The sequence below is a fragment of the Pseudoalteromonas sp. OOF1S-7 genome (assembly GCF_022347765.1).
GTDB lineage: Bacteria > Pseudomonadota > Gammaproteobacteria > Enterobacterales > Alteromonadaceae > Pseudoalteromonas.
Window position 1 is genome coordinate 116,104 of the sequence record NZ_JAKRFZ010000013.1, and the last position, 22,068, is coordinate 138,171.

Here is a 22,068-nt window from a genome sequence, read left to right on the forward strand (position 1 = left end):
GACTAAAAAGGCCGGTCAGTGACCGGCCTTTTTATGCTTATCTCAGCTGCTGGGTTAACCAGTACAAATCGGAGTGGATCCCCGCCGCGGTGACTTCCTTACCCGCACCAGGCCCCTGGATCACCAGCGGATTTTTTTCATACCACCCTGTCGTAATAACAAAAATGTTATCCCCCGGGGTCAGATTGGCAATGGCGCTTCCCTGAGCGACCTGCGCAATCCCCACTTTGGCCTGTACTGCACCAGAGGCATCGATTTCCAGCGCCCCCGTATACCTCAGAGTTTTGCCTTGTGAATCCGCAACCTCAACACGTTGCTGATAGAAAGCATCGAGTTCATCCCTGCGCGCCAGGAACGCTTCCCAACTACCTTGTGCCAGAGATGCTGGCATCAGCGCCTCAAGCGCAATGTCGTCAAGCTCCAGTTTTAGCCCTAGTTCACGGGCCAGGATCAACAGTTTACGCTGCATGTCCCGACCAGACAGATCTTCACGGGGATCGGGCTCGGTATAACCCATCTGCTGTGCAGCCAGGACCAGCTCAGAGAAAGGCCGTTCGCCATTAAAACTACTGCACAACCAGGATAAAGTGCCAGAAAACACACCTTCAATTCGTACGACCTTGTCACCACTGTTTTGCAGATCGGCCAGCGCAAAGTTCACAGGCAATCCGGCGCCTACACTGGTGTTATAGCGCCACAACAGATTGCGTTCCTGCAACTGAGTGCGCAGTGCCTGGTACCACTCATGCGCAGCGGTACCGGCATACTTATTGGCACTGATCAAATGACAGTCATGTGCCGCAAAGTCTGGATAAAGCTGACTAAATGTTTCGCTGGCGGTGATATCAATCACCACTTTGTGTTCGTAATCCAGTTCACTGATGCGATCCAGCAGCTCTTCATGCGAGTAATCCTGTGCTTCACTTTGCCATTGCTGTTGCCATTGCGATAAGGTCAGGCCGCTCGGGCAGAACACCATTTTCTGTGAACGCAGCAGCGCAACCACTTTGAGATCAAATTGGCTTTGCAATCTCGCTATTTGTTGCTGACACTGGCTGAGAAATACCTCACCCACGTTGCCCAAACCGGCAATGATCACTGCCAGTTCTCGGCCTTTATTGACCAGCTTGTCATGTAAAATAGCCAGCACATCACTGTCAATTGCCTGATCCGTGAGGAACAAGGCGTATTCTGTTGCACTGTGAGTAAAGCGTACCACCACGGCTTGTTCGTCTAGCACAGCCTGTGCCTGACGCACTAATGGCGCAATGTCCGGACTGGGCGCCACCACTGCAAAGCCACGTAAATGAGATTCAACAATGGTTACCCGGCCACTCAGGCGCAGTACAACCTGATGGGTAAACTCGCTGGGCACCAGCAGATAATCTTCCCCATTTTGATTAAAGTGATGAATACCATGCTGAATCAGCTGGCTAAGCGCGCCAACTTCGCCCGACACCAGGGTATCGACGCGCAACAAGTCCAGTTCGCCAAAGGTAGTTACAAAACGCTTCTCTTTGCTATAGCCTTGTTTGACGATTTCAGTACCCTGCACATCAGGTTCAAAACTGCTGCGTACCTGCAACTTAATTGCGGTTTCTTTCAACGGCGATAATGTCTTGGCATGTAACACCGGATTACCAAGACGGGCCAGTAAATTAGCCTGGGCACGACATACCTTGCTGTATTTGATGGCATTACCTACTTTACGCGGATCGGTGCTGAACACACCCGGTGTATCTGTCCAGATAGACACAGACGCCGCATCCAGATAGCTGGCCAACAGGGTGGCACTGTAATCGCTGCCGTTACGCCCCAGCGTGACCGTATTGCCTTCACTGTCAGCGGCAATAAATCCGGTGACCACGTAAATTTTGTCCTGAGCAAGCGCCTGATGACAGGCACTGCGATTCAGGCTGTGCATCAGCTGTCCCTGATGCTGAGTAAACAAAGTGCGCGCATCAACCTCTTGCGCAGTAATGTTCAGGGTATTCAACAAGGCAGCCAGTAAACGTGCCGACCAAACCTCTCCAAACGCCAAAAGTGGCGCTTCGAGCAACTGACGTGACTGTGCCTGACGCCCAATACGGCTTAGTTCATCACGTAACTTTGCCACCAGCGGTGCTTGCTGCGCAGCCGGGAACAACTCACTGATCAGTTGCAACTGATGATTTTCTACCTGGAGCAAAATGTCACTGAAAGCCTGCCCGTCTTGCTGCTGGTAACTTTGCCACAAGGCCACCAACGTATTCGTAGTTTTCCCTGCCGCCGATACCACGATACAGTCACCACTTTGGCATTGCCCAATGATGATATTGGCAACTGCCTGATAGCGTGTAGCCGAACTCAGGCTCGAGCCACCGAATTTATGTACTGCTTTTGTCATTTCTTCTACCACAATGCCGTATGTGCTGGCGAAAGCTTAAAATCCTTCGCATTATCACTGGGGCTGCCTTGCCTGGCTTTTACCACCGCAAAAGCCTGCTCTAAATCTGCCAATAAGTCGTCAATTTCCTCAATACCCACAGAAATACGGATGAGCGTGTCGCCGACCCCCGCTTCCAAACGCGCCGCCGGTTCCATTCCCGCATGCGTCATGGTCGCCGGATGACAAATCAAACTCTCAACTCCGCCCAAAGACTCTGCCAGTGAAAATTGCTTTACACTGGTCAGAAGCTTGGCCGCATCCGCCAGCTCACCTTTAATATCAAAGCTCACCATGCCACCAAATCCTTGTTGCTGTTGCTTAGCCAGTGCATGTTGAGGGTGGCTTTGTAGCCCTGGGTAATACACCTGGCTAACAAAGTCAGATTGCTCAAGGTAGCGTGCAATCGCCAGTGCATTTTCCTGATGTTGTTTCAGACGCACGTTGAGCGTACGTAAACCGCGTAATGTCAGATAACTGTCAAACGGCGCGCCTGTGATGCCGATATTGTTCGCCCACCATGCCAGCTCATCACCCAGCTCCTCGGTCTTGGCGATCACCGCCCCGCCGACGACATCCGAGTGACCATTGATATACTTAGTCGTTGAGTGCACCACGATGTCGACACCAAATGCGATGGGGTTTTGCAGCGCCGGCGACAAAAAAGTATTGTCGGCCGCGACCAATGCACCACACTGTGCAGCCACATCGGTGACCGCTTTGATATCGGTTAATCGTAAAATGGGGTTGCTGGGTGTTTCAATCCAGACCAGCTTAGGTTTGATGACCAGGATCTCCTGCAAACTCTCAGTGCGCGTCAAGTCGAGCACTTTGACCTTGAGCAAGCCACGCTTTTCCAGTGAGGTAAACAAGCGATAGCTGCCACCATAACAGTCATGAGGGATCACCAAAGTATCATCGGCATTCAGCAACTGAGTCACCAGGTGAACGGCAGCCATACCGGTGGCCGTAATGATACCCTTAGCCCCACCTTCGAGCTCCGCCAGCGTTTGCGCTAGAATATCGCGATTCGGGTTGCCACTGCGGCCATAATCGTAATCACGCTTCTTATCAAAGTCAGCAAAAGAGTAAGTGGTCGACAAATAAAGCGGCGGCACCACCGCACCATGATGCTTGTCGGCATCAATGCCTGTACGTACCGCTATGGTTGACTTGTTGCTTTGGCTCATAGGTCACCTGGATTAATTGGATGTTTAGACGTCTAAAAGGTTAGATGAACAAATGTTAGAAGTCAAAACATTTATACCGCTAAATGGCTAAATAACTAGTATTTGACTATCTTTTTTAAACCGATAAAATTTCGCCACTCAACGCGAACTCTATGCTAATAAGACTGAGTATTTGAGCTTAAACTATGGCAAATGACGTGCAACATTGCCAACAGAGAGCCTGCGTGTCACGGTTGGATCCATACACAGTACACAGTCTTATTCGCATTGCATCTACAACACTGAGGCAAGTACACCACTATGGCTAAATGGAACGGTGAATATATTCACCCTTATGCAGAACACGGTAAGAAATCAGAACAGGTAAAAAAAATTACTGTTTCTATCCCACTCAACGTGCTTAAAGTGCTGACCGACGAGCGTACCCGTCGTCAGGTCAATAACCTGCGCCACGCGACTAACAGTGAATTACTGTGTGAGGCATTCCTGCATGCCTTTACCGGCCAGCCACTGCCTGGTGACGAAGACCTGCGCAAAGATAATCCGGAGAAGATCCCGGCAGAAGTGCGTCAGATCATGACGGAAATGGGTCTGGAAATTCCAGAGATCAACGAAGAATAACCTCGTCGGCACCAGTGCACAACAACAAAAAAAGCCTCACAATGTGAGGCTTTTTTTGCTCGGACCGGCTTATGCCATATAATTTTCTGGCATCTCTATTTGCGCGACACCGGATTCAACCGCCGCCTCAGCCACCGCTCTGGCAATACGCGGCAACAGACGCGGATCCATTGGCTTAGGAATAATGTAATGTTCACCAAATTCCAGGCTTTCAACATCAGCCGCTTTCAGCACTTCAGCAGGCACCGGCTCTTTAGCAATGCTGCGAATGGCTTCTACTGCTGCGATCTTCATTTCATCGTTAATGGCCGTTGCACGCACATCCAGTGCACCACGGAAGATAAACGGGAAGCACAGTACGTTGTTCACCTGGTTAGGATAATCTGAACGACCCGTAGCCATGATCAAGTCATCACGTGCACCATGCGCTACTTCAGGGCTGATCTCCGGGTCCGGGTTAGAACACGCAAAGACCACTGGCTTATTAGCCATCAGCTTAAGGTCTTCTGGCGACAACAGATCCGGACCAGACACACCAACAAACACATCAGCGTCTTCAATCACATCCTGTAAAGTGCGTTTGTCTGTGTTATTGGCAAACAGCTTCTTGTATTCATTGAGGTCATCACGACGTGTGTGGATCACCCCTTTGCGGTCAAGCATATAAATGTGTTCACGTTGTGCACCACACTTGATCAACAACTCCATACACGCGATGGCGGCTGCACCGGCACCCAGACACACGATAATGGCGTCATGAATGTTCTTGCCCTGGATCTCCAGCGCGTTCAACATACCCGCAGCAGTAACAATTGCAGTACCATGCTGGTCATCATGGAATACCGGTACATCACAACGCTCAATCAGCGCACGCTCAATCTCAAAACACTCAGGTGCCTTGATATCTTCCAAGTTGATGCCACCGAAGGTATCGGCAATATTGGCAACCGTGTTGATAAAGTCTTCTGTGGTACGATGCTTAACTTCGATGTCTATCGAATCCAGGCCTGCAAAGCGTTTAAACAGTAACGCTTTACCTTCCATCACAGGCTTAGACGCCAGAGGGCCAAGATTTCCCAAACCCAGGATCGCGGTACCATTACTGATAACGGCAACCATGTTACCTTTACCTGTGTAACGATAAGCATTGCTCGGATCGGCAGCAATTTCACGGACTGGTTCAGCAACACCTGGACTGTATGCCAGAGCCAGATCCTTGACGGTTTCCGCAGGCTTGGTCAACTCAACGCTGATTTTTCCTGGAACGGGGTGGGCATGATAATGTAACGCTTGTTCACGAAAGTCTGACATGACGCGATTTTTTCCTAACGAAGAAGTTGAAAGTGAGAGTGAGATAAAAATTCGCTAACTGCTTTAAACCATACCTTTTTTAAAAATTAATTCAAGCGATATCAGGTCTATCCTGTGAACGCAAAGATAGTTGACAGTTAGCAAGATTTAGCGACGTTTTTGCTACTTTTCGGCAAACTTAACTCAGTATAAATGATCTGATAAGTGTCATTTTCAGTTCAAAATAGCGTCATTTTTATGCAGAATATAAATGAAATGAATAAAGCCCGGAATAAAATCACAATTACAGCATTTAAACCACTTTAACCTTTAAATAGCGGCTTTTAGAAGATTTTAAATGAATATAGATTAGACATTAGCACGGATAGCTATGCATATTAATCAGGTGAATATGGCTATTCACGCAGGCAGGGACTGTGATATAGGTGTCATCTGAGGGCACAGCGGCACGCTCAGCTGCGAGCCGGTCTACATGCAACAGACACGTATTACTGGAAACTTTACTAGCCAAACAGCACTGATCCGTCCACTTGGCATCATACTGATACACAGCTAGATTAGAAAGCTGAAGCGCAGAAACGAAAAAAGCACCCGAAGGTGCTTTTTCTACAGCAAAAGAAAAACTTACTTCTTGCTGCTAAGCGCACCAAAGCGCTTGTTGAAGCGATCAACACGACCACCTGTATCTAGGATCTTCTGCTTACCAGTGTAGAACGGGTGACATGCAGAACATACGTCCAGGTGAATGTCTTTACACAGTGTTGAACGAGTCTCGAATTTGTTACCGCACGAACAAGTTGCTGAAATTGTTTCGTACTTAGGATGAATACCTTCTTTCATAGGGCACCTCTAGTTAAGGCCGTATCGCTCTCCAAACCCGAAGTCTGGCACCATACGTAGTTATACAAAAATTGTGGACGCGTATTTTAGGGTCAATCCGGGCATTCCACAAGCAATAAATGCAAATTAGCTGCTATTTTTTGCACAATTTCAAATTGACGCCGTGAATTGCCAGTTGAAAACAAAGCGCACAGACCGCGCACATGCATTTTTACACTATTGCAGTATAGCGGTATACTGAGCGCGTATTCTGGCTGCACAGTTAGTTGCTGTCAGGCACCAGTCCTTAACTTTTGATATTCAAATGCCGGAGTCTCCATGCGCTTCGCCGAAGTCGCTTTGAAAGTGCCTTTACACAGAACCTTTGATTACCGCCTTGATCCAGAGCAGCAACCTTGTGTGGGTGGCCGGGTCCGACTCAAATTTGCTAACAGAGACTGCGTTGCCATCGTCGTGGCACTGAAATCTCACAGCGATGTGCCGGCGGACAAAATAAAAGTGGTTGAGTCGGTGCTTGATACTGTGCCCGTGTTGTCGCCCGAACACCTCGGCTTCTTGCGCTTCAGTGCCCAATATTACTGCCATCCATTAGGTGAAACTCTGTTTACCGCCCTGCCCGGCGCACTGCGTGAGGGTGCACAGGTTAACAAAACACAGGTACCGGTATTAACCCTCACTGAGACAGGGCGTGACACCACACAACTCAGAGCAAAAAAACAACTGGCTTTAATCGAGCAACTACGCAGCGCTGGTGACGCCACTGCCAGTGAACTAAAGACGCTGGGCTTCTCACAGGCACAGATCAAGGCCTTGCTGGAAAAGTCTCTGATCCGGGAAGAGTTACGTACCGACACCCACTGGCAGTCAGTGCCATTGCAACTGGGCAGCAAACCCAGGCTTAATCCGGAACAGGCTACCGCTTGTAGTGCAATAAACAGTCAAACCGGGTTTCGTACCTTTTTACTGGAAGGTGTCACTGGCAGTGGTAAAACAGAAGTTTACTTACAAAGCCTGGAAGCCATTTTAGCCAGCGGTCAACAAGCGCTGGTGCTGGTACCTGAAATTGGCCTCACACCACAAACGGTCAATCGGTTTAAACGCCGTTTCGAGGGGCTCCCGATTGATCTCTGGCACTCCAACCTGACCGACAATGAGCGTTTACACACCTGGCGTCGCGCCGAGCTGGGCGAATCTGCGCTGGTGATTGGCACCCGCTCAGCGATCTTCCTGCCCTTTCAGGCGCTGGGCATGATAGTGGTCGATGAAGAACATGATGGCTCTTTCAAACAGCAAGACGGGTTGCGTTATCACGCGCGCGACCTGGCCGCCTATCGCGCCGCGCAGGGCCAGTTCCCTTTGATCCTGGGTACCGCCACACCGGCACTGGAAACCTTGCATAAAGCACTGCTGAACCGTTATCAACTGCTACCACTCACGAAACGGGCACAAACCCAGCAGGATAACCGTTTTATGCTGGTGGATATGAAAGGACAATCAGATCAGGCCGGTTTTGCCAAAGCCAGTCTGGATGCCATTGCAGCCACGCTGTCCCGCGGACAACAAGTCATGGTCTTTCTCAACCGGCGCGGTTTTGCCCCCACTTTGATCTGCCATGAATGTGGCTGGCTCAGCAATTGTGACCGCTGCAGTACCAGTGCGACTTATCACAAGTCTCTTAGCAGGCTGATCTGCCACCATTGCTCTGAGCAGGCATTTGTACCAGTTCAGTGCCCTGACTGTGGCAGCACTCAGATCATGCCAACAGGGTATGGCACCGAACAACTGGAAGAATTTTTATCCGCGCAGTTTACGGACTTTCCGGTACATCGCATTGACCGTGATTCTACGCGTCGCAAAGGCAGCCTCGAAAGTGCACTGGATGAAATCAATCAGGGAGGTGCCCGACTGCTGATTGGCACCCAGATGCTTGCCAAAGGACACCACTTCGCCGATGTCAACCTGGTGGTGATCCTAGACGTAGACAGTGGTTTATATTCCTGCGATTTTCGCGCCACTGAACACATGGCCCAGCTGATCACGCAAGTGGCTGGGCGGGCCGGGCGCAGTGGCGAAGCAGGCACTGTGCTATTACAAACCCATTTTCCGGAGCATCCTTTGTTACAGGATCTGGTGAATAATGGCTATCAGGATTTTGCCCGCTATGCATTGCGCGAGCGCGAAGAAACCCAAATGCCACCGTATAGTCATCTGGCACTGATCCGCGCGGAAGCGACCAGTTCGCAACTGGTCATGGCGTTTTTGTCAGATTTGGTTCCAGCCACCCCCTACCCTGGTATACAATTGCTCGGACCGATCCCCGCGCCGATGGAACGCCTGGCCGGAAAATACCGATATCAATTGCATATTCAGGCAGCGCAGCGCAAAGTACTGCATCAATACCTGGCGCAACTGGCTGACTATATAGGCCAGCACAAACTTGCCAACCGGGTGCGCTGGAGTATTGACGTTGACCCTATGGATACCTATTAAAAAACGTTATGGCACAACACGACTATATAAATAAGAAACCGGGCGGTAAGAAAGCCGCAAAAGGAAAGGCTGCCAAACCCTTTCCCAAGTTTTTTGCTGCACTGACACTGGTGCTGATCAGTGCCTTTGGTTATGGGCTGTGGTACATCAAGCAGCACGGCGAGCCTGAAGCACAGGCCATCAGCCCTGCTGCAACAAAGAAGACAGAGCAACCGAAAGCAGAAAAAGACTTACCTCGCCCACCGGACTTCATTAAAGACATCAAAGATCATGAAGTCAAAGTCGAGGTCAAGAAACTCGAGAGTAAAGGGCCATACCAGATGCAATGCGGCTCGTTCAGAACCTATGAACAAGCCGAGCAAATGAAAGCCAAAATGGCCTTTGCCGGACTCATCGCAGAGATCCGTCGCACCGAAGGCTCCAACGGCGTCTGGTACCGGGTCCGTCTGGGCCCTTACGACACCAAACGAGGCGCCGAAAGCGACAAGAATAAGCTGGAACGAGTAAACATCGTCAGCTGTGGGATCTGGAAGTGGACTTGATCTTCGTAAAATCGTCCCTATCTCTACCCTAATTGAATTTACAGGTGAGGCTGATGCCTCCTGATTAAGGAATACTATGACAACTATCGTGAGTGTTCGCCGAGGCGACAAAGTCGTAATTGGTGGAGATGGCCAGGTTTCTCTTGGCAATACGGTAATGAAAGGCAATGCCAGAAAAGTGCGTCGCCTCTACAACGGGAAAGTGCTCGCAGGCTTTGCCGGCGGTACTGCTGATGCGTTCACCCTGTTTGAGCGCTTTGAAACCAAACTGGAAATGCACCAGGGCCATTTAACCCGAGCAGCCGTTGAAATGGCGAAAGACTGGCGCACTGACAGAGCGCTGCGCAAATTAGAGGCGTTGCTGGCCGTTGCAGACGAAACCGCCTCACTGATCATCACAGGTAATGGTGACGTCGTCCAACCAGAGCACGACCTTATTGCCATAGGCAGTGGCGGTAACTTTGCCCAGGCGGCAGCCACAGCACTGATAGAGAACACCGACCTGAGTGCCCGCGAAATTGTAGAAAAGAGCCTTAAAATCGCAGGTGATATCTGCGTCTTTACTAACAATTTCCAAACCATCGAAGAATTGTAATAGGAATTGCCATGACAGCAATGACCCCAAGAGAAATCGTCCATGAGCTGGACCAACATATAATTGGTCAGGACAAAGCGAAAAAAGCCGTCGCCATTGCACTGAGAAATCGCTGGCGCCGCATGCAGCTTCCTGAAGAACTGCGCACCGAAGTAACGCCAAAGAACATCCTGATGATCGGCCCTACGGGTGTCGGTAAAACCGAAATTGCTCGTCGTCTGGCTAAACTGGCGAACGCCCCGTTTATTAAGGTTGAGGCCACTAAGTTCACCGAAGTCGGCTATGTTGGCAAAGAGGTCGAAACCATCATCCGCGACCTGGTGGAAGTGTCTTTTAAAATGACCCGCGAGCAGCAAACCAAGAAGCACAAGCACCGCGCTGAAGAAGCCGCAGAAGAGCGCATTTTGGATGCGCTGCTGCCACCAGCGAAAGATGCCTGGGGTGAAACTCAGCAAAGTGACAACAGCTCTACGCGCCAGGTCTTCCGTAAAAAGCTCCGTGAAGGCCAGCTGGATGACAAAGAAATCGACATCGACATCGCTGAAACAGCGCCTCAGGTAGAGATCATGGCGCCGCCAGGCATGGAAGAGATGACCAATCAGTTACAGGGCATGTTCCAGAACTTGTCTGGCGACAAAAAGAAAAGTCGTAAACTGAAAATCAAAGAAGCCTTCAAGCTTTTGATTGAAGAAGAAGCGGCCAAGCTGGTCAACCCGGAAGAGCTTAAAGAGCAGGCCATTTTTGCGGTTGAGCAAAATGGCATCGTGTTCATTGACGAGATAGACAAGATCTGTAAACGTGGCGAAGCGTCCGGGCCGGATGTCAGCCGTGAAGGGGTTCAGCGTGACCTGCTGCCACTCATAGAAGGCTCTACCGTCAGCACTAAGCATGGCATGGTCAAAACAGACCATATTCTGTTTATTGCCTCGGGTGCGTTCCAGATGGCGAAACCATCGGACCTTATTCCTGAACTACAAGGTCGATTGCCTATTCGTGTTGAATTAGAAGCGCTCACCGCGAAAGACTTCAAGCGTATTCTGACCGAGCCACATGCCTCGTTAACCGAGCAACAGCAGGCGCTGTTAAATACCGAAAGTGTCAGCATTGAATTCAGTGATGATGCCATCGAGCGCATCGCGCAGGCTGCCTGGCAGGTCAATGAAAAAACCGAAAACATTGGCGCCCGTCGCTTGCACACGGTAATGGAAAAGCTGATGGAAGAGATTTCGTTCGATGCCTCCGACAAAGCCGGTGAGTCGCTGACAATCGATGCCGCTTATGTCGACAAGCATTTAGATATGCTGGTCCAGGACGAAGACCTGAGCCGCTTTATTCTTTAACGGATCCCAGCCCGGTCAAAGATCGGGCTTTTTTATGTCTATGTATCAAGTTACTAAACTGCATTACCACAGGCTACAAAAAATGCTCGACGTGCACTTTGACGATGGCCAGAGCCACTCATTCAGTGCCGAGTTTTTGCGTGTTCACTCGCCCTCTGCCGAGGTGCAGGGACACGGCCCCGGTCAGCAGCAACTGGTGCTCAATAAGCAGGAGGTGGCTATTGAGCAAATCGAGCCGGTTGGTCACTATGCGGTCAGAGTGGTGTTTAATGACGGCCACAACTCCGGCCTGTTCAGCTGGCAATACCTGAGAAAGCTCAGTGAGCAGCATGAGGAGCTGTGGCAAGACTATCAACAGCGTGTGTCATCACGCCACGATGTACCCATCAAATTTACGCCCTGAACAACGGTGATATACACAAAAGAGGCGACCTGTGGTCGCCTCTTATTTTACCAAACCCAGTTAACCGGACTGGGACTACACTTGGTATTTTTCCACCGACTCGTATAAGTTCCGAGCCTGCTCTGAGAGCTCCTCACTACTTTGTGCATTACTACTGGCATGCTCTGATGCTACCTGAGCAATGTCGCGGATCTTAACCACGTTTTTATTTACTTCTGATGCCACCTGTTTTTGCTCATCAATGGCAGTGGCAATGTGCGTACTCATTTCCATAATGGTTTGCACATCCTCGGTGATCATGCCCAACAAATCACCTGCGCGCTCCGCCTGAGCCACACTTTCATTACCCTGATCACGGCACTGCTCCATAATATTAACCACTTCGCGGGTACGTTGCTGCAGGGTAGATATAATGCTCTCGATTTCCTGCGTCGAATCCTGGGTACGCTGCGCCAGCGATCGGACTTCATCCGCCACCACCGCAAAACCACGGCCCTGCTCACCGGCACGGGCTGCCTCAATGGCGGCATTCAGTGCCAGCAGGTTGGTTTGTTCGGCAATACCCCGGATCACATCCAATACAGAGCCAATGGTTTCACCATCACGCTCTAACTGGCCGACCACATCTGATGCCCCACCCAAAGACTCAGACAGCTGCATAATATGCTCAATGGTCGAGGTCACCTCAGTACGACCCAGTTGGGCGTTCTTGTTAGTGGACTCGGCTTTTTCTGCGGCCGCTTCGGTGTTGTGCGAAATATCCTGGATCGTGGCCTGCATTTCGGTCGCTGCTGTCGCCACCATATCGGCTTCATGAAGCTGTTCATTCATCCCGGCACTGGTCTGCGCCGTGGTATCCGACAAGTGGTGAGTCGCATCATTGATAATCGCCAGGGCTCTGTTCACATCACTAATCAGCTCTTTAAAGTCACCAATAAGACTATTAAAGTCTTTGGTCATCAGGGTGATCTCGTCATTGCCCGTCTGTTCAATCGGGATACGCAAATTGTTCTCGCGGCGGATCCGCTCAATGGTCTGATAGACCCGCTCAACCGGGCGAATAATCGACTGACTGGTCGACAGCACCAAAATCATCACCAGCACCGATGCCACCACAAAAATAATCAAAGCTGCCATCTGCGCCATCCGGGCATTATCGGCAACCTCTTGTTTGGCCTGTTCGACAATCTGACTTACCACTGCATCACTTTGTTCAACACTTTGCTTCATGCTGCCCAAAGCGCCACTGTTAAGGTCCAGGCCCAGCTTGGTCTGTGCATCCACCAGATTTCTGAAGCGGGTCTGATATTGCTTAATCAATGTCTGGATCTGGCGCTCGTATTGCGCAGCAAAACCAGCGGCTTTTATCTGGCCTTCAAACTTGCTGATTTGGTCGTCGAACTTTTTAAGGTATTTCAGATCCAGTCGCAGCATAAAGTCTTTTTCAGCCCGCCTCAGCATCAGCATACTGACCAGCAGATCGTCACGATCTTGCTGCTTCAGCATGGTTTCGACTTCATGGACGGCACTACGCAGCGCGCCATACAGGCCATCTTTAGGGTGCAGGCCGATGGTTTGCTGTAGCTCAACCACCTGATTGAAATCATCGACATAAGTTTGCGCCAGGCGCTCAAACTCAAGTAAGTTACTGTCGTCAATACCGAACTCTGCAAATATCTCTTCCAGCAGGCCAGCTTTACGCTGCAACTCACTGTAATCCTTGGCAAATAAATCCAGTGCCTCAGTATCTTTGTAGAACAAAAAGTTCTTCTCGTGTTTGCGCATAGAGAGCTCATGAATATCCAGCTCCTCTGCGTACTGAATGGTTTCATTCAGCTTGCGCATGGTGCTGGCTTCGATCATGATCACTGCCAGCATAACGACTAAAGCCACACCCACAACCAGCGCGTTCAACTGCAAGCGCCGCTTAATGGTCAGATTTTCTAGAAATGCCATACGGTTACCCAATTATTACAAGACCTGCAATAAGTATAGATTATTCCGTCAGCAACGCCGCGCACTATTTGCTATTTTTGCACGACTTTATTACTAATTGCGCATTAATTAAGCGGCCTTTGGTGCTTTATTGAGCACAGCCTGCCAGAGCGTATCATGCAGCTCCGTGACATTGCCCCACTGTCCCTTAGTTAGCCACAACGCCAGCGGGGTGGCATCGCTGGGGAAATTAATTTGCTGCCCGGCGGGTGACTCCAGCCATTCATCCAGCGCCTCTGAATTTAGATAATTCATCACCTGGGCCAGCCCCAGGTTTTGCAGTGTCATAGCGTTACTCTGCTGCTCAAACTGCCCCTGTAAAGGTTTAAGCAATAGCTTCTTGCCAAACTTCAATGCCTCGCTGGACAATTCAAATCCGGCATTGGCCACCACCCCCGATGCGTTCGCCAGATCGGCGATAAACCCCTCGCGTGAGGGGCAGCGCAGGTGAATATGATTCAGTGAGGTATTGTGCGCATCCGGGTGATAGCAATAAAATTCTCTATCCGGGAAGTCTTTAAGCAGCTCCACAATGTGTGACAAATCTTCAAATGGCAGATACACCAACACTTTATTAGTAATAGACTGGTTGCCAAAATCACCGGGCTGGTAGGGAATAAAAGGCGGCACGATATTTTCTGCAAAAGGCTGCCAGTGCACCCCCAGGTGAATATCGGCTGGTGCAAACCAACGTATTAATGACCGGATCAAGAAGCTGCCGCCAAAGATGGGGACTTTCGGAGACAAAAAAGCACTTTGATGGCTCATGGCAACAACCGGCACCTTAGCACGGCGGGCAGCCCATGCTGTAACAGGCTCAAAATCATTGAATACCATGTCATAGCCACGCATATCAAAGCGCCGCACATCTTGAATAAAACGCCCGAAACGCAGCTGCTGGAGCGTCCCCTGATAATTTAACCCCCCATGTCGGGTCGCAAAACTGATCCCGCGTCGGGTTTGATAGTCTCCAAACACCGCCATATCAAAATAGCGCTCATCCGGACGACCGGAAAACACATAGTCAACATCGATACCCAAACGTGTAAAGCACTCTGCCATCACCCGGGCGCGGGTGATATGACCATTGCCGGTCCCCTGTACGCCATATAAAATCTTCATAATTCCCCTACCACTCCTATTGCCAGCAAAGCACATCCACTCCCTATCATCGCCCCCAGAATCACATCAATTGGGTAATGTACACCGACGACAATTCTCGATAGAGACACACCTGATGCCCACAGCATCAAAGGCAGCGCCAATGCCGGAAAAGGTTCCATCAAGCATGTAGCATATAACCAGGCACCCGCACTATGTCCGGAAGGCATGCTGAATTTATCACTGGGTGTAAGCATGGCCTTAACCGCAAGGCAATCACAGGGTCTCACCCGGGCAATGCGATTTTTCAGATAGAGGTAAAGTGGCCGCTCAATAGCAAACGCAACCACAGCACACAAGGCAAACTGCTGCCCAACTGAGTCCATAAACAGGGCACTCAGAACACCCAGTACCACGTAAAGGCCGCCATTTCCGCTTTTTGACAGTGCCAGCATCACCATTTTGAACCAGGGCTTACACTCGGGTTTATAAAGGGCGAAGTAGAGCGCCGTGTCGAGTTTGATGATTTGTGTTTTCATAGCTCATGCTTACATTTGTTCACAATTTCAGCATAGAAGAGCTAAATAACACTGCCGCGACAATTTTGTGACACAATTATGTATGTTGATTCAAAGCATTGCGCCCCTACATAATGGGAGTATACTGGGTTGTGAATTCAGTTATTTTCGAGGACGCCCGTATGGATTACAGCACTTCCGACTTATGTGACCATTTTGCCGATGCCGTTGATGTATTAGAGCCCATGTTTATCAACTTTGGTGGTCAAAGCGCCTTTAGCGGGCGGATCAAAACGCTTAAGTGCTTTGAGAATAATGAGCTGATCAACCAGGTATTGCAGCAAGATGGAACAGGCCAGGTATTATTGGTTGATGGTGGCGGGTCAACGCGTCGTGCGCTCATCGATATCGAGCTTGCTGAACTGGCAATCGAAAATAACTGGCAAGGTATTGTTGTCTATGGGGCTGTACGTCATGTAGAAGAGCTGGAAGAATGTGATCTTGGGATCCAGGCCATTGCTTCAATACCGGTCGCTGCTGATAGCCATGGTAGTGGCGAACAGGGCATTCCCGTCAACTTTGCCGGCGTGTCTTTTTACGACGATGACTTCCTGTATGCTGACGCCACCGGCGTGATTATTTCTGCTGAAGAGCTGCTCCTGGAAGTCGACGACGAGCAAAGCGAATAATCCGGCAACCACTTTCTTATCCTCCGGGTAGAGCCCATCTTTACCCGGCACAATCCTATAGATCGACCTGAATTATGAGTAACCACTGCCTTCATATTTATACCGAAGCGGACATTACCGCATACTGCACCAGCCGTGAGAATGAACACCGTTTCTGGCAAACACTGGCATTTTTACAACCCAAAGATGATCTAACCCAGGCGCTGCGCGATGCCGCTCAGTTCGGTATTAAGTACGTCCTGGTTGCTATCAATGAGGATCTGGGCCCGCGGGCAAACTGTGGCCGGGGCGGCGCACACCTCGGCTGGCAAGCGTTTTTGCAGCGTTTCCTAAACCTGCCCTGCAATCGTTTTCTCACCCCAGATGATGTATTGCTGCTGGGCGAAGTGCGCTGTGATGACCTGCAGCAACAGGGGGCTAACCTGGACAATCGCGATCCGGTACAACTGGCCCAATTACGCGAGCTGAACAGTCAGCTCGATGAGCGCGTATGCGCGGTGATGCGTGCTATCTTTGATGCCGGGCTGGCGCCGATAGTGATAGGAGGCGGCCACAATAATTGCTTTGGCTTGTTGCAGGCTTTATCGCAAAGCACTCAGCAGGCCTGCCACGCCATTAATTTCGATCCCCATGCCGATTTTCGTGCGCTGGAAGGACGCCATTCCGGTAACGGTTTTAGTTATGCCTATGACCAAGGGTATCTGGCGGATTACCATGTAGTCGGTATGCACGAGCAGAAAAATAACCAGACCATTATCTCGGCGCTGGACAATGCCGGATTTAGTTATGCCAGCTACCAGGATATTCTGGTGCGCCGCACGCTCACCCTGACTGAGGCATGCCACACTGGCTTGACGCGTTTTGCCGGGCAAGCACCGCTGGGGATAGAAGTTGATGTAGATGCCATATCCGGCATGCCAGTCAGTGCCTATACCAACTGTGGTTTTACGGTCAATGATGCCGAACACTTCGTTCATCTGGCAGCCTGTCAGGAACACGCCCGCTATTTACACCTGTGTGAAGCTGCACCGGAACACCATCCACAAGGTCTGCAGCAGGGGATCAGCGATGCCGGACAAGTGCTGGCTTCTTTGGTATGCAGTTACCTGCAGGCAGGTAAACCGGGCGCTTAGTGTTGATCTGGCTGAGACGCTGCGCTCGCATCATCCGGATGCTCCCAGCGCCACTGTTTCAGCCAGCTGATCATCCCCACACTACTCAGTGGTCTGGCAAAATAATAGCCCTGCGCTGCAAACGTATTGAGACTTTTCACAAACTGCAGCTGCTCCGGTGACTCTACGCCTTCACAGACCACTTTGCACGCCTGGATCTGCTGCATTTCCACAATCCCACGCACGACGCTTCTGAATGACCCCTGATTACCGTGATCAGACGTTAATGAACGACCCAGCTTGACGTAATCGACGGTCAACTGAGGCAGCTTGGACAAAGTAACCGGGCTTTCTCCGAAGCCATCAATGCATAAACGCAGCCCCATTGAGCGTAATCGCGATACCATCGCAATACCCTGAGGGTCAAGGCTGGTAAATAAACTGGAAGGGCACTCTATGATCAGGTCCCCTGGTTTTAGCTGATGCTCCAGTAACACATGGTCAATAAACTCGATGAATTCCTCATGCAGCATTTCAGGCCCAAACAGGTTCAGGCTCAGCGGCATGGCGATGCCTTCCATTCGCAGTGCCAGAGCTATTTCAGCAGCACGCTCAATAACGTACTGGGCAACCGGCAATGCCAGGCCGGCAATACGGATGTCCTCAATAAATTTGCCTGCCGCCAGGATCCCTTGTTTGGGGTGCTGCCAGCGCAGCAGCAACTCCAGAAATTCGATATCACCATCTGCATTGCGCACCACAGGCTGAAAATACAGCTCGAGCTCCTTTCTGAAGTCTATGTGTGCCAATTCAGCTAATCGTGCCTGCTGCTCCAGGCGGTTGATTTGCATCTGTTGCTGATAGGGCGCGATGGGACTGTCGGGCTGACTGTCTAGTGCCAGAAACGCACAGGTCAGTAAGTTCTCAAACTGCCCCTGCTCTTCATCACAGTTCACATAGCTGGCACGCGCCTTGACTTCGATGGTGCAATTACCCACATTGAACGGTTTCAGCGTACTCTCGATGATTTCATTGACCATTTGCTCATGCAGATGGTGCTGATTAACCAGACTACACACAAACACAAAATGTAGCCCGCCCAGGTGAGCCAGCCGGGATACATCGTTACCCAGCGGAACGGGCATCACGTCCGGATGCTGCAAATGTTGCTTAATGCGATTGGCCGACTGGGCCAGCAACAGATCGCCAAATTCCCTGCCCAGATGAAAGTTCACCTGCTGAAACCCTTCAAGACGGATCATCACCAGCATGGCTGCACTGGGGTCGCGCTGACGGAAGTCATAAAATGCGGTACGGAATCCCGCCCGATCGGGCAATTCCAGTATATCCGCCGTTTTGCTTTCTTCATTACTCGCCTGTTGTGCCGTTCCAGATGTTGCCCTGGGCAATGTCAGCTCAGCAAAAAATACGGGGAGCAGCGCCGCCACCAGCAGTCCCGGTGATAACGCCCAAAACAGTGCGCCGCTCAGCGCCAGTGCAGCCCCACATAAGCTGAGGCATGCAATCAGCTTGTAACGCCTCTGCCCTGTATGCATAGCCAACCAGACATGCAAGAATAAAAGCGGGATGAGTAGATAGGCAAAATACACCACAGCGTTGGCCAGGTATGCCAGCACCGCAGCCGTGGTGGTCGCATAAACCAGTCGGTGCAATGGCTGCTGGCTGACACTGATGGCCCCGATACTGGCACTTAGTAACGCCCCGGCCATAAAGGCCATCAAGAGGGGGGACTGAGCATCCGAGGCCTGCCAAAATGACGCTACCGAAACAGAGGCCGTTGCGGCCATAATCTCGGGGTGACAGCATGCCAGCAGCACTATGACGCTGTGAACACTGTGTTTTAGCAGCATATTTTTTGTCATCAACAGGCCATTGCAAAATTCTTACTATTGCACAAGTTTACCCGAAATCCAGGTATTTAACAGGTCATTTACGCCAAACTGGTAGCTGAGTTCTGCCGGATGACCAACCTGCCATAGCACCATATCGGCGCGCATACCCGCTTTCAGTATGCCCCGGTCTGACAGACCCAGCGCCTTAGCACCGTGGCGCGTCACACCCAGCAATGCTTCTTCCGGCGTCATACGGAACAAAGTACATGCCATATTCAGCATCAGACGTAATGAGCACAGCGGCGCAGTTCCGGGGTTAAAGTCACTGGCCAGAGCAATTGGCACATTGTGCTGACGCAGCAGTTCAATCGGTGGTAACTGCTTTTCACGGAGGAAATAAAATGCCCCCGGCAGTACAACACCCACAGTGCCCGCTTTGGCCATGGCCTTGACACCGGCTTCATCCAGGTACTCAATGTGGTCGGCGGACAAACCGTTAAACTCAGCCACCAGCTCACTGCCGTGCTGATTAGACAGCTGCTCAGCATGACATTTTACTTTTAAACCCAGCTCAGTGGCTTTGGCGAACACCCGGCGCGTTTGCTCATTACTGAAACCGACATTTTCACAAAACGCGTCGACCGCATCGGCCAGGGATTGTTCGGCTACCTGAGGTAGCATTTGCTCACACACCAGATCGATATAGCCATCGGCGTCATCGCGATATTCCGGCGGCAGCGCATGTGCGCCCAGGAATGTGCTTTGTACACTGACAGGATGATGCTCATCCAGCATACGGTTGACAGCCAGCAGCTTGATTTCGCTCTCACAATCCAGACCATAGCCGGATTTACTTTCGACTGTGGTCACGCCTTCGCTGAGCAACGCATTCAGTCGCGTTTTACCGACCACAAATAAGTGCTCATGATCCGCCGCGCGGGTTGCCTTCATGGTCGTTGCAATCCCTCCGCCCTGCTGCGCGATCTCTTGGTAGGACACTCCATTGAGACGTTGCTCAAACTCCTGTGCCCGCGACCCGGCAAACAAAATATGAGTATGGCAATCGATCAGACCCGGCGTCATCCAGGCCCCTTTTGCAGAAATAGTCGGTGTGGTCACCGGATCAAAATCAGGAAGTTCAGACTGCGCACCAAGCCAACAGATCAGCCCGTCTTTCACCATTATAGCGCCATGTTCAATGGCACCGTAAGGGCGCTCAATACCCGGGTCCATCGTCGCCAGATTAACATCCAGCACCACCAAATCTACTACCATCACCACGCAATTCCTCATCGTTAACTTGCTGGTTTGAGTGTAGCAAGAAAGCTTGTATATACAATAGAGGTGTGCCATGTTTATCAGCGAGCTTTGTTCGCTCAGCCTGACACCCGAGTCGGGTTTTCTTTACTAACCATGGCACGAGATTGTGACAACGCAACCCAAATTTGCACAAATAAAACAACATATCATTGCGCAGATCCGCAGTGGTGCCTGGCAAGAAGATCAGCGGGTTCCCTCTGAAAACGCGCTCTCTGCTCAATTCAGCGTAAGCCGAATGACTGCCAGGCGCGCACTCAGTGAGCTAACCGATGCTGGGATCCTGACCCGCAGTCAGGGATTAGGTACCTTTGTTGCGAGGTTCAAGTCCCAGTCTTCTTTGCTGGAGATCCGTAATATCTCTGATGAGGTAAAGGAACGCGGAGGCAACTACACTTGTGTGGTGCTGTCATTAGAGTCAATCGCTGCCATTGCGCCGATTGCCATTGCGCTGGGCGTCGAAATCGACAGCCAGGTGTACCGCAGCGTACTGGTACATCATGAAAATGAACAACCTTTGCAAGTGGAAGAGCGCTTTGTAAACCCCCAATTGGCACCAGATTACCTGCAACAGGACTTCACCAAGCTCACCCCCCACGAATACCTGATCCAAATTGCGCCCCTGACAGAAGCCCGCCATACCGTTGAAGCCATCGTGCCCGGCCCCGATATTTGTCAGTGGTTGAACATGTTTCACGAAGAGCCCTGCCTGCAACTGATCCGCAGAACCTGGGCACAAGGAGGGATTGTCAGTTTTGCCCGGTTAATATCACCGGGCAGTAAATACCGCCTCGGCGGTCATCTGACCTTTAAAAAATGAGTGAACTCAGATGGCATGTTGATAACTAAACCCGAGCTCACCGATGGCTGACCCATCAATGATCCGTGCTTTGCTGTCTTCGCCGGCAAAACTCGGTGGCGCTGTGCCGGCCTGGGCACAGTGTGCCTGATAGTAGTCCTGTTTATGCGGATGTGAAGGTGAACAAAGGTTGTACACCGCTCTGGCCTGGGGCCAGTGATGCAGCACGCTCATTATGGCTGCAACCACATCATCACGGTGTACCATGTTGACCCGCTCCTGACCTGAGCTACGCAATGCTTTACCCGCAACAAACTGCCCGGGTTCCCGCCCGGGTCCGACTAAACCCGCCAGTCTGAGCACCTTCCCACCCTGCGAGAGCACTAACTGCTCCGCCTGCTGCAAAATACGTTGACGCTGTGAGTCGGTTGCTGCCAGCGCTCCTTGCTCAGTGTAGTGCCCATCTGCATCGGCATAAACACCGGTACTGGAGCAGAGCAAAAACCCGCTCATCTGCATTTGTGTGGCCAATGCCAGCGTTGCCTCTAAAGTCATCAGGTAGTTGCTGTCCTCGCGGCGAGCGCCAGGTGGCATAGCACATAGCCAGAACGCCTGTTGCAGGGATACATTATGCACCAGTGTTTTGCCATCGTGTATCAGCTGCCGGGATAGTCCATCGTCGTGAGTCCGTCGCCGTGTCGCCTGTACCTGCCAGCCCTGAGCCGCAGCTGTGCGGGCAACTGGCATGCCCAGCCAACCAGCCCCGGCAACAACGAGTTTATTATGCATATCATTTTCCTGTGGTGTTAAGCACTGTGCGCATGATGCAACAGCCTGCTATACACAGGCAATAGCCCATGGTAATCCGAGTGGTAAGAAAAATGGCTGATTTATTGCTAAAAGTTAAAGTATCTGTCCCTAATGCCG

19 protein-coding genes are annotated in these 22,068 nt (G+C 50.9%); 9 read left to right on the forward strand and 10 right to left on the reverse strand.

Features of this window, described 5'->3' with window-relative positions:
* Nucleotides 1-37: 37 nt before the first annotated feature.
* Together metL and metB are read right to left on the reverse strand one after the other, a co-directional pair.
* On the reverse strand, nt 38-2,386 hold the full coding sequence (gene metL, locus MHN33_RS17630) for a bifunctional aspartate kinase/homoserine dehydrogenase II (protein ID WP_239399814.1): 2,349 nt from the start codon (nt 2,384-2,386) through the stop codon (nt 38-40).
* Nucleotides 2,387-2,391: 5 nt separating this feature from the next.
* Nucleotides 2,392-3,615, reverse strand: coding sequence for a cystathionine gamma-synthase (metB, locus tag MHN33_RS17635; protein ID WP_239399816.1), 1,224 nt, complete (start codon nt 3,613-3,615; stop codon nt 2,392-2,394).
* A gap of 300 nt (nt 3,616-3,915) precedes the next feature.
* On the opposite strand from metB, the gene metJ reads away from it, so the two are divergent.
* Nucleotides 3,916-4,236: a met regulon transcriptional regulator MetJ gene (metJ, locus tag MHN33_RS17640; protein ID WP_010386199.1), complete on the forward strand. Its 321-nt coding sequence runs from the start codon at nt 3,916-3,918 to the stop codon at nt 4,234-4,236.
* A 69-nt stretch (nt 4,237-4,305) separates the two neighbouring features.
* Here the strand turns inward: metJ and MHN33_RS17645 are convergent, their stop codons facing one another.
* Both MHN33_RS17645 and rpmE read right to left on the reverse strand, forming a co-directional pair.
* Entirely contained in the window at nt 4,306-5,547 is a 1,242-nt protein-coding gene (locus MHN33_RS17645) for a malic enzyme-like NAD(P)-binding protein (RefSeq protein ID WP_239399818.1), read from the reverse strand.
* Nucleotides 5,548-6,171: 624 nt separating this feature from the next.
* Nucleotides 6,172-6,387: a 50S ribosomal protein L31 gene (gene rpmE / locus MHN33_RS17650; protein ID WP_082078901.1), complete on the reverse strand. Its 216-nt coding sequence runs from the start codon at nt 6,385-6,387 to the stop codon at nt 6,172-6,174.
* Nucleotides 6,388-6,705: 318 nt separating this feature from the next.
* On the opposite strand from rpmE, the gene priA reads away from it, so the two are divergent.
* The 5 genes from priA to MHN33_RS17675 all read left to right on the forward strand — a co-directional run bounded on the left by priA (nt 6,706) and on the right by MHN33_RS17675 (nt 11,757).
* Complete coding sequence (priA, locus tag MHN33_RS17655) at nt 6,706-8,877, forward strand: primosomal protein N' (RefSeq protein ID WP_239399820.1); 2,172 nt, start codon at nt 6,706-6,708, stop codon at nt 8,875-8,877.
* A gap of 8 nt (nt 8,878-8,885) precedes the next feature.
* Nucleotides 8,886-9,419, forward strand: coding sequence for an SPOR domain-containing protein (locus tag MHN33_RS17660; protein ID WP_239399822.1), 534 nt, complete (start codon nt 8,886-8,888; stop codon nt 9,417-9,419).
* A gap of 76 nt (nt 9,420-9,495) precedes the next feature.
* Complete coding sequence (hslV, locus tag MHN33_RS17665) at nt 9,496-10,014, forward strand: ATP-dependent protease subunit HslV (protein ID WP_054016975.1); 519 nt, start codon at nt 9,496-9,498, stop codon at nt 10,012-10,014.
* Nucleotides 10,015-10,025: 11 nt separating this feature from the next.
* Nucleotides 10,026-11,354: an HslU--HslV peptidase ATPase subunit gene (hslU, locus tag MHN33_RS17670; RefSeq protein WP_239399824.1), complete on the forward strand. Its 1,329-nt coding sequence runs from the start codon at nt 10,026-10,028 to the stop codon at nt 11,352-11,354.
* A 40-nt stretch (nt 11,355-11,394) separates the two neighbouring features.
* A complete protein-coding gene (locus MHN33_RS17675) occupies nt 11,395-11,757 on the forward strand; it encodes a DUF971 domain-containing protein (protein ID WP_239399858.1) in 363 nt (120 codons plus the stop codon).
* A 75-nt stretch (nt 11,758-11,832) separates the two neighbouring features.
* Here MHN33_RS17675 and MHN33_RS17680 read toward each other — a convergent pair whose 3' ends face one another.
* From MHN33_RS17680 to MHN33_RS17690, 3 genes are all read right to left on the reverse strand, one after another.
* Nucleotides 11,833-13,713: a methyl-accepting chemotaxis protein gene (locus tag MHN33_RS17680; RefSeq protein ID WP_239399826.1), complete on the reverse strand. Its 1,881-nt coding sequence runs from the start codon at nt 13,711-13,713 to the stop codon at nt 11,833-11,835.
* 108 nt (nt 13,714-13,821) lie between these two features.
* Nucleotides 13,822-14,874, reverse strand: coding sequence for an MJ1255/VC2487 family glycosyltransferase (locus MHN33_RS17685; protein ID WP_239399828.1), 1,053 nt, complete (start codon nt 14,872-14,874; stop codon nt 13,822-13,824).
* Nucleotides 14,871-15,392 (reverse strand): phosphatase PAP2 family protein, encoded by a 522-nt coding sequence (locus tag MHN33_RS17690; protein WP_239399830.1) that lies wholly within the window; start codon nt 15,390-15,392, stop codon nt 14,871-14,873. Before MHN33_RS17690 ends, MHN33_RS17685 begins: the two co-directional genes overlap by 4 nt.
* Before the next feature lie 161 nt (nt 15,393-15,553).
* On the opposite strand from MHN33_RS17690, the gene rraA reads away from it, so the two are divergent.
* Together rraA and MHN33_RS17700 are read left to right on the forward strand one after the other, a co-directional pair.
* On the forward strand, nt 15,554-16,060 hold the full coding sequence (gene rraA / locus MHN33_RS17695; RefSeq protein WP_239399832.1) for a ribonuclease E activity regulator RraA: 507 nt from the start codon (nt 15,554-15,556) through the stop codon (nt 16,058-16,060).
* A 74-nt stretch (nt 16,061-16,134) separates the two neighbouring features.
* Nucleotides 16,135-17,193: a formimidoylglutamase gene (locus MHN33_RS17700; protein WP_239399834.1), complete on the forward strand. Its 1,059-nt coding sequence runs from the start codon at nt 16,135-16,137 to the stop codon at nt 17,191-17,193.
* On the opposite strand, the gene MHN33_RS17705 is transcribed toward MHN33_RS17700, so the two are convergent.
* The gene (locus MHN33_RS17705; protein WP_239399836.1) at nt 17,190-19,055 is read right to left on the reverse strand and encodes a GGDEF domain-containing phosphodiesterase; all 1,866 of its coding nucleotides are present in this window, start codon (nt 19,053-19,055) and stop codon (nt 17,190-17,192) included. The two genes, MHN33_RS17700 and MHN33_RS17705, sit on opposite strands and share 4 nt — an antisense overlap.
* A 24-nt stretch (nt 19,056-19,079) precedes the next feature.
* Nucleotides 19,080-20,300, reverse strand: coding sequence for an imidazolonepropionase (hutI, locus tag MHN33_RS17710; RefSeq protein ID WP_239399860.1), 1,221 nt, complete (start codon nt 20,298-20,300; stop codon nt 19,080-19,082).
* 151 nt (nt 20,301-20,451) lie between these two features.
* On the opposite strand from hutI, the gene hutC reads away from it, so the two are divergent.
* Nucleotides 20,452-21,162, forward strand: coding sequence for a histidine utilization repressor (hutC, locus tag MHN33_RS17715; protein ID WP_239399838.1), 711 nt, complete (start codon nt 20,452-20,454; stop codon nt 21,160-21,162).
* A gap of 6 nt (nt 21,163-21,168) precedes the next feature.
* Here the strand turns inward: hutC and MHN33_RS17720 are convergent, their stop codons facing one another.
* A complete protein-coding gene (locus tag MHN33_RS17720; protein WP_239399840.1) occupies nt 21,169-21,930 on the reverse strand; it encodes an NADP-binding protein in 762 nt (253 codons plus the stop codon).
* Nucleotides 21,931-22,068 lie beyond the last annotated feature (138 nt).

Excerpts from the sequence above, each read along its gene's own strand:
- rraA (WP_239399832.1), top strand. The coding sequence starts at position 15,554 with ATGGATTACAGCACTTCCGACTTATGTGACCATTTTGCCGATGCCGTT.
- MHN33_RS17700 (WP_239399834.1), top strand. The coding sequence starts at position 16,135 with ATGAGTAACCACTGCCTTCATATTTATACCGAAGCGGACATTACCGCA.
- MHN33_RS17680 (WP_239399826.1), bottom strand. The coding sequence starts at position 13,713 with ATGGCATTTCTAGAAAATCTGACCATTAAGCGGCGCTTGCAGTTGAAC.
- metJ (WP_010386199.1), top strand. The coding sequence starts at position 3,916 with ATGGCTAAATGGAACGGTGAATATATTCACCCTTATGCAGAACACGGT.
- rpmE (WP_082078901.1), bottom strand. The coding sequence starts at position 6,387 with ATGAAAGAAGGTATTCATCCTAAGTACGAAACAATTTCAGCAACTTGT.
- metB (WP_239399816.1), bottom strand. The coding sequence starts at position 3,615 with ATGAGCCAAAGCAACAAGTCAACCATAGCGGTACGTACAGGCATTGAT.
- MHN33_RS17690 (WP_239399830.1), bottom strand. The coding sequence starts at position 15,392 with ATGAAAACACAAATCATCAAACTCGACACGGCGCTCTACTTCGCCCTT.
- MHN33_RS17705 (WP_239399836.1), bottom strand. The coding sequence starts at position 19,055 with ATGACAAAAAATATGCTGCTAAAACACAGTGTTCACAGCGTCATAGTG.
- MHN33_RS17720 (WP_239399840.1), bottom strand. The coding sequence starts at position 21,930 with ATGCATAATAAACTCGTTGTTGCCGGGGCTGGTTGGCTGGGCATGCCA.
- hslV (WP_054016975.1), top strand. The coding sequence starts at position 9,496 with ATGACAACTATCGTGAGTGTTCGCCGAGGCGACAAAGTCGTAATTGGT.
- priA (WP_239399820.1), top strand. The coding sequence starts at position 6,706 with ATGCGCTTCGCCGAAGTCGCTTTGAAAGTGCCTTTACACAGAACCTTT.
- MHN33_RS17685 (WP_239399828.1), bottom strand. The coding sequence starts at position 14,874 with ATGAAGATTTTATATGGCGTACAGGGGACCGGCAATGGTCATATCACC.
- MHN33_RS17660 (WP_239399822.1), top strand. The coding sequence starts at position 8,886 with ATGGCACAACACGACTATATAAATAAGAAACCGGGCGGTAAGAAAGCC.
- hutI (WP_239399860.1), bottom strand. The coding sequence starts at position 20,300 with ATGGTAGTAGATTTGGTGGTGCTGGATGTTAATCTGGCGACGATGGAC.
- metL (WP_239399814.1), bottom strand. The coding sequence starts at position 2,386 with ATGACAAAAGCAGTACATAAATTCGGTGGCTCGAGCCTGAGTTCGGCT.
- hslU (WP_239399824.1), top strand. The coding sequence starts at position 10,026 with ATGACAGCAATGACCCCAAGAGAAATCGTCCATGAGCTGGACCAACAT.
- MHN33_RS17675 (WP_239399858.1), top strand. The coding sequence starts at position 11,395 with ATGTATCAAGTTACTAAACTGCATTACCACAGGCTACAAAAAATGCTC.
- MHN33_RS17645 (WP_239399818.1), bottom strand. The coding sequence starts at position 5,547 with ATGTCAGACTTTCGTGAACAAGCGTTACATTATCATGCCCACCCCGTT.